General features: G+C 53.1%; 10 protein-coding genes. 9 read left to right on the forward strand and 1 reads right to left on the reverse strand.

Annotated features, from left to right (window positions below; all coding sequences use genetic code 11):
* Positions 1-81 precede the first annotated feature (81 nt).
* The 9 genes from ABEW73_RS07220 to ABEW73_RS07260 all read left to right on the forward strand — a co-directional run bounded on the left by ABEW73_RS07220 (position 82) and on the right by ABEW73_RS07260 (position 11,216).
* The gene (locus ABEW73_RS07220; RefSeq protein WP_430162928.1) at positions 82-1,119 is read left to right on the forward strand and encodes a LacI family DNA-binding transcriptional regulator; all 1,038 of its coding nucleotides are present in this window, start codon (positions 82-84) and stop codon (positions 1,117-1,119) included.
* 329 nt (positions 1,120-1,448) lie between these two features.
* A complete protein-coding gene (locus tag ABEW73_RS07225; RefSeq protein ID WP_430162931.1) occupies positions 1,449-2,762 on the forward strand; it encodes an ABC transporter substrate-binding protein in 1,314 nt (437 codons plus the stop codon).
* Between the two features lie 80 nt (positions 2,763-2,842).
* Positions 2,843-3,724 carry a carbohydrate ABC transporter permease gene (locus tag ABEW73_RS07230; protein WP_430162934.1) on the forward strand — a complete coding sequence of 294 codons (882 nt, stop codon included), beginning with the start codon at positions 2,843-2,845 and terminating at the stop codon, positions 3,722-3,724.
* Positions 3,717-4,547 (forward strand): carbohydrate ABC transporter permease, encoded by an 831-nt coding sequence (locus tag ABEW73_RS07235; RefSeq protein WP_430162937.1) that lies wholly within the window; start codon positions 3,717-3,719, stop codon positions 4,545-4,547. The genes ABEW73_RS07230 and ABEW73_RS07235 overlap by 8 nt, the downstream gene beginning before the upstream one ends.
* Before the next feature lie 16 nt (positions 4,548-4,563).
* Positions 4,564-5,805: a Gfo/Idh/MocA family protein gene (locus tag ABEW73_RS07240; RefSeq protein WP_430162939.1), complete on the forward strand. Its 1,242-nt coding sequence runs from the start codon at positions 4,564-4,566 to the stop codon at positions 5,803-5,805.
* Positions 5,802-8,000: an alpha/beta hydrolase family protein gene (locus ABEW73_RS07245; RefSeq protein ID WP_430162942.1), complete on the forward strand. Its 2,199-nt coding sequence runs from the start codon at positions 5,802-5,804 to the stop codon at positions 7,998-8,000. Before ABEW73_RS07240 ends, ABEW73_RS07245 begins: the two co-directional genes overlap by 4 nt.
* Entirely contained in the window at positions 7,993-9,267 is a 1,275-nt protein-coding gene (locus ABEW73_RS07250) for a Gfo/Idh/MocA family protein (protein WP_430162944.1), read from the forward strand. Before ABEW73_RS07245 ends, ABEW73_RS07250 begins: the two co-directional genes overlap by 8 nt.
* Positions 9,268-9,303: 36 nt before the next feature.
* Positions 9,304-10,041 (forward strand): glucosamine-6-phosphate deaminase, encoded by a 738-nt coding sequence (locus tag ABEW73_RS07255; protein ID WP_430162947.1) that lies wholly within the window; start codon positions 9,304-9,306, stop codon positions 10,039-10,041.
* Between the two features lie 14 nt (positions 10,042-10,055).
* On the forward strand, positions 10,056-11,216 hold the full coding sequence (locus ABEW73_RS07260; RefSeq protein WP_430162950.1) for an N-acetylglucosamine-6-phosphate deacetylase: 1,161 nt from the start codon (positions 10,056-10,058) through the stop codon (positions 11,214-11,216).
* A 76-nt stretch (positions 11,217-11,292) separates the two neighbouring features.
* On the opposite strand, the gene ABEW73_RS07265 is transcribed toward ABEW73_RS07260, so the two are convergent.
* On the reverse strand, positions 11,293-13,293 hold the full coding sequence (locus tag ABEW73_RS07265; RefSeq protein ID WP_430162952.1) for a prolyl oligopeptidase family serine peptidase: 2,001 nt from the start codon (positions 13,291-13,293) through the stop codon (positions 11,293-11,295).
* Positions 13,294-13,594: the final 301 nt, after the last annotated feature.

A 13,594-nucleotide genomic window follows, 5' to 3' on the forward strand; every position in this document is an offset into this window, starting at 1 on the left:
AATTTCATCGGTTTATTGCTTTCTATGTCAGCTATTTGTATAATTTACAATAGTAAACGATTACTATAAGTGAGGGATCCTATGAAGAAGCCGACCACGATACATGATATAGCCAAGATGGCAAACGTTTCTTCGGCGACGGTTTCGCGTGTGTTGAGTAACAGCAGTTATCCTGTCAGCAAGGAGCTTAAAGAACGTATCCAGCAAATCGCGAAGGAGTCCAATTATATTCCGAATATGTTTGGCAAACAGTTGAAGAAGAATAGCAGTAATACGATCGGAATCATCATTCCTTCTATTGTGAATCCATTCTATTCTTCCGTCATATTCGGGATTGAAGAGGTGGCGAGGCAGAATAGCTTTACGGTTATCGTATGCAATTCCCTGCAAGATCCGGCGCTGGAGGATGAATATTTGAGGACGATCATGGAGAAACAGGTCAAAGGCTTGATTATTTCCTCGATCTCCAAAGATAAAAGCCAATTGACGCAGTTGATGAAGCTTGGCCTGAACGTCATTGCCATCGACCAGAAAATCGATGAGGATAACATCAACCAGATTGAGTTCGATTACCACAAAGCCGGTTACCTGGCGACTAAGCATCTGCAGGAAAAGGGGCATGAACGCATTAGTTACGTTACTTCTAAGCTAGACCGTCCCAGCCGCCGAAGCATTCATCAGGGGTACGTTTCGGCGATGAAGGACGCGGGTCTCAAGCCGCTGGTGATCGAGTCCCAGACCGAAGAAGTATATAATGCGATTACTGAATTTGATACGGGCAAGCAGCTGACGCAGAAATTGCTGGAGCATTCGCCGCAGCCGACGGCGATTTTTGCATGCAATGACATGATGGCCTTCGGGGTGATCAACGAATTGTCGCAGCGCGATATCCAAGTGCCGGAGCAAATGTCGGTTATGGGCTTTGACGGCATTGACGTGGGGCAGATGATTCACCCGCCGCTTACAACGATTAAGCAGCCCGATTACGAGATGGGAAAGATGGCATGCAAAATGCTGCTGGACATGATGCTGGGCGACGACAGTCCGATGTTTGACGTCATGCTGCAGCCTAAATTGCTGGAAAGAAAATCGGTCCGGGATATCCGGGAGACGAAGTGAATATAGGATGGCATAAAGCCCGGGCATAACTGCTCGGGCTTTATTTATTTCCATTAAAAGATATCGATTACTAACTAATTACTTGTCCATTTCTGAATTAACCAAGTGGAAAACAATGCCTATTAAACCTCGGAATGCCTTATGTATCGCCTGAAGTCGGACTTTTATAATAAAAATCATCGATTAGAACATAGAAAACTCTATTCAAGAAAGGGCTTACATGCTATACTCGTTACAGAAATCGATTACTATAAAATCTAAACATTTGGAATGAGTTGGAGCAGAAAACACGCAATCCTATTTTTAAAACAAAAAAAGGAGGGTTTTCAATGTCAAAAAAGGTAAAGGCAATCTCCCTGATGCTGGCGTTTATGATGATGTTCACCGCATGTTCCTCATCCGGCGGGTCAACCGACGGGGAGAACTCGCCCGGCAAACCGGAAGGCAGCAAAGAGAAGGTGACGCTCAAGATTGGGCTCCCCGGCAGCTATGAGGTGACGAGCAAGGAAATTATCGATGGCTTTATTGCATCCCATCCCCACATCAACATTGAGATTCAAGAAGCGCCGTGGGGGGACTTTACGTCTAAGATCGCCACGCAAATTGCAGGCAACACCATGCCGGACGTCTGGTTCCAAGAGAACGCGACCATACTTAGCTACGGACAGCGCGGTGTAGCAGAGGATTTATCCTCTTACATTGAAGCGGATCTGAAGGCAGACGAATACATCGATGGCTTGTTCTCGGCCAAAACGCCTGAAGGCAAGATTTGGGGTGTACCTCACGGTATTAACCCGATTGCACTCGCGTATAACCAGGATGTTTTTGAGAAAGCCGGCGTGCCAGTGCCTACCGATGACTGGACCTATGACGACCTGATTGAGGCCTCCAAGAAGCTGACGATCAAAGAAGGAGACAAAACGAGCCAATTCGGATTTATCGGATCCTTCTCCATAACCAACGGCTGGTTCCCTTGGATCAAGCAGGCAGGCGGCTCTGCCCTGGACAATACCCTGACGAAATCGCGGTTTGACGATCCCAAGACTGCGGCCGGTTTACAGCAGCTGTATGATGGGCTGGACCAGGGATATTTTGCGGATATCGACTTTCTAAAAGCGAACGGCGGTGAGCTCGAAGTATTCGCAAGCGGCAAGGCCGCGATGTACTTCCTCCAATACAGCTTGCAGGTGAATATGAACGAGAGTTTTGCCGATACGAACTGGGATGTTGTCAAAATTCCGAAAGGCGTTGACGGCAAACGTTATGTTCCGATGGTAGCCAACACGTGGCTGGTCTCCTCCAGAGCGAAGCAGGAATCGAAGGAAGCCGCCTGGGAGTTCCTGAAATATTACCTCGGCGATGAAGTGCAGGACATGATCGTCAAGACGGGATCCACGCTGCCCGTGAAGAAGTCGGCACTGGATCAATTGAAGGACAGCACAACCAAACCGCTGAACAAAGAGGCTTTCACGGACGGCATTAACGAAGGCGGCGTTACCCTGGATGAAAATGCTACTTGGAGCGAATGGCGCATTCTGGTGCAGCAGGTGGTCAATGAAATCATGGTAGGCAATGTCTCGGTTGAAGACGGCGTGAAAGATATTCATACCAAAGTTCAGGACGTACTGGACTCCAGTAAATAGCTTCATGGGATGAGAGCGGTGCAGTCTTGACGACGTATCGGGTTGCACCTCTCTTCCCGCTATCGAAAGGCAGGTGTGTCATGCAGAAGCAAGGGTACTGGGGCTATATATTCACATTGCCGTTTGTCATTAATGTCGTGGTATTCCTCTTATTTCCGATTGCATTCTCCACATATATTTCCTTCACGGAGTGGGACTTGTTTAACGCGCCGCGCTGGATCGGGCTGGATAACTGGGTAACCGTATTGAATAAACATGAATTCTGGGTATCCATCCGAAATGTCTTTATGTTTGCACTCATCTTCGTGCCGATTCAGACGATCATGGCGTTTGTGATCGCCTTTATGTTGAATCAGGCCATTCGGGCCAAGGGATTGTTCCGCTTGTTCTATTTCCTGCCTGTCGTTACTCCGTGGATCGCCGGCGGCGTGGTCTGGGTGTGGATGTTCAACTACCAATACGGCGTCATCAACTGGGTGCTTCAATCCATCGGCCTCGATCCTGTGAAATGGATAGATAGCAGCAATTGGCTGATGGTCGTCTCCAGCATCGCGATCGTTCAGGTATGGAAGGGCGTTGGTCAATCCATGATCATGATCCTGGCCGGGATGCAAAATGTTCCGAAAGAGGTGCTGGAAGCTTCGCAAATCGACGGCGCCAACGGCTGGAAGCAGCTGACGAAGGTGGTGTTCCCGATGGTAACGCCGATGGTATATCTCGTCATGATTCTGTCCACCATCTCGGCGTTTCAGGCATTTGATGTGTTCCTCGGCTTGTTCGGTTCCATCACCACGGGAATTCCGGAACGGAACATGGTTCCGAACCTGCTAGTGTACCGGGATGCGTTCCTGCTCTTCAAAATGGGACCGGCATCCGCAACGGCCTGGCTGCTGTTTGTCATTATTCTAGGCTTCACCTTGTTCCAGAAGTATTTTGAGAAGAAGTGGGTGCATTATGACTAAGACTACTCACCCCTCTCTTAAGGTGCTCATGTACCTGCTACTGATTGTCGGTGCGGTATTCATGGTGTTCCCATTCATATGGATGCTGTCCACGTCGCTGAAAACGGTAGGCGCCATTTCGCAGATGCCGCCGCAGTTAATCCCGAATCCGATGAATTGGGATAACTATGTGACGATATGGAATAAAGTCGACTTCGGTCGATACACCCTGAACAGTTTCTTCATCGTCTCGATCGAGATGGTTGGATCCTTGATCTCCTGCGCGTTTGTGGCCTTTGGACTTGCGATGTTCACCTTCCGGCTGCGGGGGCTCATCTATATGATCATGCTGGCAACCTTAATGATTCCGTCTCAAGTGACCATGATCCCGACCTATTTCATCTGGAAAGAATTTGGTGCACTGAATTCGTATTACCCTTTGATCGTGCCCAGCTTTCTGGGCGGGGCGTTCGGTATTTTCCTGATGCATCAGTTTATCAAATCTTTGCCTAAAGAGCTGTATGAATCGGCTACGATTGATGGCTGCAGCCCGCCGGGCATATTCTTCAGAATTTATTTGCCGCTGTGCAAGCCTGCGCTGGCGGCGCTAGGGGTATTCACTTTCATGGGGGCGTGGAACAACACGCTGGGACCGCTGATTTACCTGCAAGACAAGGAATTATATACATTGCCGCTCGGCTTGCTCTACCTGAAATCGGAGAACGTCAACCAAGCGCTGCTGATGGCGGGAGCCGTCATTACGACGCTGCCGGTCGTCATCGTCTATCTGTTCGCGCAGAAGCAATTTGTTCAAGGTATTGCTTCGACAGGGATGAAAGGCTGAAGGAGGAACTTACGACATGAAGAAGTACGTACTGGTCGGCGCTGGGTCAAGAGCGCTGTATATGTTTGCTAAACCGATGGTAACCGATTGGAGGGGAAGCGTTGCCTTTGAAGGCGTGTATGATGCCAATCCGGTGCGGGCGCGCTTTCTTAGCGAGGAATGCGGGGGAGTTCCCGTATATGATGATTTCCACGGCATGCTTGGGGCAGTGAAGCCGGATGTTGTCATTGTGGCGAGTACGGATTACACGCACCATACCTATATCGTGCAAGCCTTGAGAGCCGGCTGTGATGTCATTAGCGAGAAGCCGATGACGATTGATGAAGATAAATGCCGTGAAATTTTGCAAGCGGAGCAGGATAGCGGTATGAGGGTGACGGTCACGTTCAACCTTCGGTTTGCGCCTTATTTTGCGACCGTGAAGGAATTGCTGCTGCAAGGGGTCATCGGGGATGTCTACCATATTGATTTGGAGTGGTTTCTGGACCGCCGGCATGGCGCGGATTATTTCCGCAGATGGCACGCCGAGATGAAGAACAGCGGCGGACTGCTGGTTCACAAGTCTACGCATCACTTCGACATTATGAACTGGTGGATGAACAGCCGTCCCGTGGAGGTCCATGCCTTCGGAACGAGACGGGTGTATGGGGACGATCGGCAGGATCATGGAGAACGATGCCTTACTTGCCATCGGAAAGACGAGTGCGAGTTCTATATGGATATCGAAAAGGATCCGTTTCTTGAAAAATACTATCGCCAGGCGGAAGAAGCGGACGGATATGTCCGGGACCGGTGCCTGTTTGACAGCCGGATCGACATTTATGACACGATGTCGGTCAATGTCCAGTATGACAATAAAGCGATGCTGACCTATTCACTCGTCGCCTATAGTCCTTATGAGGGCTGGCGCGCTGCGATCAACGGCAGCAAAGGCCGGATCGAGGTCTCGAATGTATACAACAACGCGGATATGAAGCAAGGGGAAGCGAGCCGGATTCATATCTTCAGAACCGATGGCACGGAAGAGGTGGTCGAGGTCAATACATCGGCCGCCGGTCATGGCGGCGGGGATGCGAAGCTGCGCAAGGCACTGTTCGAAGGCGGAATCGAAGATCCTCTAGGTCAACAAGCCAACAGCTCTGTAGGCGCCGAATCCCTTCTGATTGGTGCCACAGCCAATCGCTCCATTGCTGAAGGCCGGGCGATGAAGCTTCCGGACGTTTCGCCGAAGTTCGTCAACGGGAGTTCATCGAGATGAACAGCGTTCAGGAACTGGAGCAGTATATCTGCACATTATACGACACGAGGAATCAGTTGAAGGCGCATGTGTTTGAACGTTCCGATGCCGCCTTTGCCGCCGGGGATGCCATTCGGGATGCCATCGTCACGCCTGAGGCGGCGAGAAAGCGGCAGGAGGAGATCAGGGGGGCTTTCCTGAGGTCCATCGGCGGTCTTCCTGAAGCGTTTTCGAACCCGGAAAGGGAGGAAGGGCCGGCATTCGGGGAGAGGGTACAGCCTGGTGTTTCTTTGCCGAATGTATACACGACCAAGGCGGCAGGGCGAATCAGTACAAAGGCAGAACGGACTTCAGAGGGCGCGTCGCTCGTCAAGCTCCGTTCCGGGCGCGCAGTGGGAGAAACAGGTGATGATGGAGCTCAAGCCAAACATCAGCCTCTGCTTAATGCATATACAGCGGGTGTCGTTAGCGGAGCCGGCTTTCAGGTAGAGAAGGTCGTGTTCGAGTCCAGTCCGGGGTATTATGTCACTTCGAATCTATACCTGCCCGATCACCGGGAAGAACGTTCCGCGGCCGTCCTGTTTCTGAGCGGACACGAGCTGGGGGCGAAGCATGATGCCTATTATCAGCGCGTGATCCAGCACTTCGTTCGTGTCGGCCTGATTGTGTTGGCAATCGATCCGATCGGGCAGGGCGAGCGCCTTAGCCTTCATGATTTCGAAGATCGGGAAGGAAGCGTCATATGGGGAACGAAGGAGCATCAGCAATACGGCGTTCAGTGCCATATGCTCGGCGACAGCGTAGCCCGCTATTTCGTTCACGATGCCATGCGTGCCATCGACTACTTATGTGAGCGGTCCGAGGTCGATCCGTCGCGGATCGGCGTAACGGGAAACTCCGGCGGCGGAACGCAGACGGCCATGATGATGGTCTGCGATGAACGCATTGCGGCGGCGGCTCCGGCCACCTTTATCATGAACCGACAGCAGTACATGCATGCCGGCGGCGTGCAGGATGCCGAGCAGGTATGGCCGGGCCTGTCCGGGCTGGGTTACGACCATGAAGATCTGCTCATCGCTTTTGCGCCGAAGCCGCTGATCGTGCTGGCGGCGGAATACGATTTCTTCCCGATTGAAGGCACGCGGCGAACCGTTGATCGCGGCAGACGCTTCTGGGAGCTGCTGGGTCAACGCGATGACCTGCAGCTTGTGACCGACGCCTCGACGCACCGCTATACGGACCGGCTGGCGGCGGCGGCGGCGGCATTTTTCGTCCGGCATCTTGAGGTGAAGGTTACTGCCAATGATGCAATGAAGATAGAGGCACTGCCCCCGGAACAACTATGGTGCAGCCCCAGCGGTCAGGTGTACCGGGATAAGGCTGATGCAAGGTCGATCCGGGACTTCAATGCCGATCGCTGCGACCAACTGGCCGCAGCCCGGTCGCTGCTGCCGACGCAGCAAAGACAGGATCAAGCAAGGCAGTGGCTGCTGGAGAGAATCTACGCCTCCCGCAAGCCTTGCGAATTGAACCCGCGCATCATTCGGCTGCGCGAGGTGGAGGGCCTTGAGGCTGATTATCGCCTGTGGTGGTCACAGGAAGGCATCATGAACAGCGGTTATGTATTCCGACTGGCCGGGGATATAACCGAACGAAAGCAGCCGCTGACCGTTGCGGTTTGGCGGGGAGGGACCCGCCGATTGAAGGATCACTGGGCCTGGATTCAGGAGACCTGTCAATCCGGCCGCGCCGTACTGGTGTTGAATACGTCCGGGGTCGGTCCTCATGAGCCTTATCCGATATACGAAAAGCCTGCGCATTCCTATTTTGGCGTGCTGCATAAGCTTGCCGATGATTTGATCTGGCTCGGGGACAGTCTGGCTGCGCTGCGCACGTACGATGTTCTCCGGTGCATGGAGGTCATCTCCCACTTTGATGAGTGGCAGGGGGGAGCGATCCCGTTCTATACCGTGGGTCGGGAAGGGCTTTACGTGCAGCTTGCCGCGGAGATTGATCGAGGAATCGGTGCGATCACGGCCATTCATCCTGTGATCAGCGCAGCCGATCTGGTCAGGGCACGGCAGCTTGAGGAGGAAGAAGCGATGAGCGTTGTGTTTCCCGGCATTTTGAAGGTGCTTGATCTTTCCGAGCTGAACCAATCGCGGGGAGTATATCACGGGCAACTAGAGGGAAAGGAAGTGGAAGGACATGAGTAAACCAAAACCATTAACGGTCACGCTGGTCGGAGCTGGCCTTCGCGGCATGATATACAGCGGTTATGCGCTCCAGCGGCCGGAGGAGATGCAGATTGTTGCTGTTGCCGATCCGGATGAAGTGCGGCGAAGCCGCTGCCAAGCGAAGTACGGGATAGCGGATGAGCAATGCTTTACGAGCTGGGATGAGCTTTTTGCTGGGCCCCGTCAATCGGATGCGGTCTTCATCTGTACGAGGGACCGGGACCATTATGAGCCGACGATGAAGGCGCTGGCCGCCGGGTACCATGTGCTGTTGGAAAAGCCCATGTCGCCGGAATGGCAGGAATGCATCGATATGGGTCGGCAGGCAGAAGATTACGACCGTACATTAACGATTTGCCATGTTCTCCGTTATGCGCCTTTTTTCCAAGAGCTTAAACGTTTGATTGATGAAGGACGGATCGGTCGTCTGATGTCGATCCAGCACAATGAGAACGTCGGTTACTGGCACCAGGCGCACTCGTACGTGCGGGGATATTTCAATAACAGCGAGTCATCCAGCCCGATGATTCTGGCCAAATCCTGTCACGACCTCGACATTATGCAATGGCTGGCGGGAGGACAATGCCTGAGCGTTGCCTCCTATGGCCACCTGTCACATTTTCGTCCGGAATCAGCTCCGCCCGGCGCGCCGAAGCGATGCCTGGATGGATGCCCGGTATCCCATGAATGCCAGTACTATGCGCCGAATACGTATCTGATCGAGAATGCGGGTTGGAAGGGCGAGGCCGCGAGCAACGATCCGAGTTACGAAGCGCGTTACCAAGCGATGTTGGAGGGTCCTTTTGGCCGGTGCGTGTACCATTGCGATAACGATGTCGTGGATCACCAGGTCGTCAGTATGGAATTCGAGCATGACATTACGGCGGTGTTCACGATGAGTGCGTTCACGGAGAAATGCAACCGTACCATCAAGCTTATGGGGACTGAGGGCGAGATTCGGGCCACGATGGAAACCAACGAGATCGAGATCCGCCGCTTTGGCAGCGGCAAGCAGGAAATGATCCAACTCGTCGATCCGGAAGGACATGTAGGACATGGAGGCGGGGATACGCGCTTAATTGAGGATTTTGTGAAGTCGGTCAAATCCCAGGGTCAGCATAACAGTTCAACTTCTGCCCAAGCGTCGATACAGAGTCATCTGATGGCCTTTGCCGCCGAGCGTTCCCGCGTAGAGAAGCGCATGGTGAGGCTGGAGGAATTTATAAATAGCGACGTTCTGGCTTAAATTTATAATGCTGTACAACAAGGAGGAATTATCATTATGCAATTGAACATATTGGAACATGCGGATCAAGCAGGTATGGAGGCAGCCCGCGCTTGCGAGGCGATTCTCCGCGACACGATCGCGGAAAAAGGAAAAGCGCGCATCGTCCTGTCAACGGGCGCGTCGCAGTTTGAGTTTTTGTCGCAATTCGTGAAGCTGAATATGGAATGGGATAAGATCGAGATGTTCCATTTGGATGAATATATCGCGCTGCCGGAATCTCACCCCGCGAGCTTCCGTAAGTACTTGAAGGAGCGTTTCCTGAAATATGCGAACGTCGGCCAGGCATGGCTCATTGACGGGGAAGGAGATCCTGAGGAAACGGTGAAGCGGTTGAATGAAGAGATTGCCAAGGCTTCTGTGGATCTGGCCCTGATCGGCATTGGGGAAAATGCGCATATTGCCTTTAATGATCCGCCGGCCGATTTTGATAATGAGTTGCCTTATACGATCGTGAATCTCAGCGATACGTGCAAGAGCCAGCAGGTAAGGGAAGGCTGGTTTGCATCGGATGAGGAAGTGCCCAAACAGGCGATTACGATGACGGTCAAGCAAATTTTGAAGAGCCGCCATATCGTCTCGGTCGTGCCTCATCAGGCGAAAGCGGCTGCCATTCAGAATACCATTCAAGGCGCGGTGGACAACCGGGTGCCAGCTACCATCTTGAAGACGCATCCCAACTGGATGCTATATCTGGATAAAGCATCGGCAGCGCCGATTTATCAATGGGCGTAGTTAGAGGGACGCCTATGTTGTGGCGCGGAAAGCTCCTGCATACCGATGAGCTGGTAGAGGTAGAAGCGTATGACGGACGGATCACGGCTATCCGACGGTTGGGACAGGACGATAAGGCGGCGGCGTTACCCTGGATCAGCAGCGGCTGGATTGATGTGCAGGTTAACGGCTTCGGCGGATACGATTTGAATGGAACCGTGACGTCGCCGAGCGATATTGAAGGTGTGACGCGGGCGCTGCATCGGCGAGGGGTTGCCTCATACTTGCCGACGGTCATCACGGGCAGTTATGACCGGATGCGTCAAGCATTTAGTGGGGTGTCCCGGTATGTCCAGTCCAGGGAGTTCGGAAGTGCCTCGATTGCCGGCATTCATATGGAAGGTCCATATCTATCCGGTGAAGACGGCAGTCGAGGGGCGCATCCGAGGGAGTATATCCGGAATCCGGATTGGGATGAGTTTCAGCGGCTCCAGGATGCGGCTGGCGGGCTTATCCGGATGGTGACGCTCGCGCCGGAGCGCGAAGGCTCGGTTCCTTTTATTGAGAAGTTAGTCAAGGCGGGCGTGGTTGTGGCGATCGGGCATACGATGGCTACAGGGGAGCAGATCGATCGGGCGGTGCAGGCAGGGGCTACGGTATCGACTCATCTGGGGAACGGTTCACAGACCGTTCTGCCGCGCCACCCTAACTATATCTGGCATCAGTTGGCGGACGACCGGTTATGGGCAACCTTTATACCGGACGGTCACCATCTGGCGCCCCCTGTGCTGAAAGCGATGCTGCGGGCGAAACGGGACAAAGCGCTGCTTGTCAGCGATGCCGTCATGTTCGGCGGCATGGCTCCCGGACGGTACAGCAGCCTCATCGGAGGCGTGGTCGAGCTGACGGCAGACGGACGCTTGTATACGGTAGAGAATCCGGCGATACTGGCCGGATCCGCTTCTTCGCTGGACGTTGGCATTGCGAATGCGATCCGCTATACGGATATGACGCTGGCGGAAGCGGTAAGCGCGGTCACCATCCGCCCGGCTGTGGTACTGGCTATGCCGCAATTGGGCGAACTGGCGATCGGGAACCCGGCCAACTTGACGCTGTTCGACTGCGATTCAGACGGATCGGGTATGGCTGTCCGGGAGACTGTTGTGGCGGGCGAGACGATGTACGGTCCTATTTGATGAACCAATTCAAAAAACCATCCTTATGCGAGCGATCATTGCGTTAGCTCGCACAGGGATGGTTTTTCTTTTGTTTTTATTTTTCAATATGCTCCACAAACCAGCGGACGATATGACTCAAGCGTTTGACCCGCAGATGCGGGTGGCCGCTTCGGGACAAGTTGTGATCCGCGCCAGGGAAGCGAATCAACTGGGTTTCCCGGCCGAGTCGCTTCAAAGCGATAAACAGCTGTTCTCCCTGTTCGATCGGGCAGCGGAGATCCTGTTCTCCGTGAAGGATGAGAAGCGGCGTATTGATGTCCTTCACGTAAGCGAGCGGGGAATGCTTCCACAGCTTCTCCAGATCGTCCCATGGATTGCCCCAGATCTGATCCTGCGTAAAGGTGTAGCCGATATCGCTGACGCCGTAGAAGGAGATCCAATTCGATATCGAGCGCTGGGTTACCGCTGCCTGGAACCGGTTGGTATGACCGACGATCCAGTTGGTCATGAAGCCGCCGTAGCTGCCGCCGGTTACGCCAAGGCGGGAGGCATCGACATAGGTGTAGGTATCCAGAACATAATCTACAGCTTCCATCAGATCCTGGTAATCCCGTCCGCCGTAATCTCCTCTAACGGTATTAACGTGTACCTGGCCGTACCCGTGGCCACCCCGAGGGTTGGTGTAGAATATCGCATAGCCGGCTGCAGCAAGCAGCTGGAACTCATGCATGAACGTATGTCCGTACATGGCTTGCGGACCGCCGTGAATCTCAAGCACGGCCGGGACCTTGGTTCCTTCCGTGAAGTCGGTAGGCTTCATGATCCACCCTTGAATCGGCCAGCCATCCGACGTCCGGAACGTAAAGGACTCCGGCGTGCTTAACGTAAGCTCGTTCCACAGCTCCTCGTTGCAGTTTGTCAGACGTTTCTCCTCGTTCTTAGCGATAGAGAAGCTGAACAGATCACCAGGCTGCAGCGGGTCGGCAGCGGCGAACACCACGTTCTCCTCCGGTGTCAGAGCGAATTGGTACACCTCGCGTTCGCCCGATACCACCAGCTCGTAGGATGAACCGTCCAGGGCAAAACGTCCAATGTGAACGCCGCCATCCTGGCTGAGCTGGATGTACACGGATTGGCCGTCCTTACTGAACTGAGGAGGCGTTCCGGCTCCGGCTCTCATGTCGCTGACCGCGGCGTGCCCCAGCTGAATATCCATGTCCGTGAAGAGAACGCGGGATTCTCCGCCCGATAGTGGAACCAGGTGGATTTTGGTCAGCGTGGCAAAACCACAGCTGAGATCGCTGGCAAGCATGAGCATATACTGCCCGTCCGGGGTGAATGCAATGGAGCCGATCGTGAGGGTTCCATCCGTCAATTCGGTTACGGATCCGCTATCGAGGTCCATGACAAACACATCGTTTGTCAAACGGAAATCCGGATCCTGGAATTGTTCCGTCGCAAGGCTGCTGCTGTATGCGATGCGGGCGCCGTCCGGCGACCAGGCGAAGGCATATACATCAAAATCCCCTTCTGTAATTTGCTTGCATTCTTCCGTTGCCGGATTTACGAGGTATAGATGATGTCGACGATCATTCCACAATCCTGTGCCATCGGCTTTATATTTAATGCGATTAATGATCTTTTCCTCAGGGAGCTTGTTTTTGTCGTCTTGGTCTGATTCTTCGCTTTCCGTAGATGCGGCTGCTTCCGCCTCGCTTCTAACAAGCAGGCGTGCGCTGTCCGGGGACCATTTAAAAGCGCTGACACCGTGCTTCATGTCGGTAACCGGCCTTGCTTCCCCGCCGTTGGCAGGCATGATCCATACCTGCGGCTTATCGCCCTTTTTGCGCAAGAAAGCAAGCTCCGACCCGTCAGGGGACCAAGCGGGTGCGGCATCCGCCTCACCGGACGTGAAGGGAACATCCTGGTCTCCTTCTGCAGGAAGCAGGCGGATATGGGAACGGTAACCGTCGTACTTTTCGCTGACGGATTTATGTACATAGGCTATGGCTCCACTAGCTGGAGATACGACAGGGTCATTCACCCAGTGCATCCGATACAAATCCTCTGGCGTTATGAGTCGCTTATCAGTCATGAATCATCCTCCTAATCTTCTTGTGTGAGTTAAACATCATTATCCCAGATAATGGCATGGAAATCTAGATGAAAAATGAGAGGGGAAATGTGAACGTTTCGTACCAAATGCTAGTAAAACAGAGGGGGAATTACAATAATTCTAGGTTGTAAAATGAAGCTCTAGAACTGAAAACAGCTCATTAATTTTCAACTGGTCAATTTAGAAGCGATACGGTGTGCTTTTTGTTATAATTGAGATAGGCTCTCAATTAGGAGTATGTAAAATAAAACCAACTATAAATAGCTCAGGAGGAAATCAG

The organism is Paenibacillus lautus, assembly GCF_050482385.1.
Taxonomy (GTDB): domain Bacteria; phylum Bacillota; class Bacilli; order Paenibacillales; family Paenibacillaceae; genus Paenibacillus_AQ; species Paenibacillus_AQ lautus_B.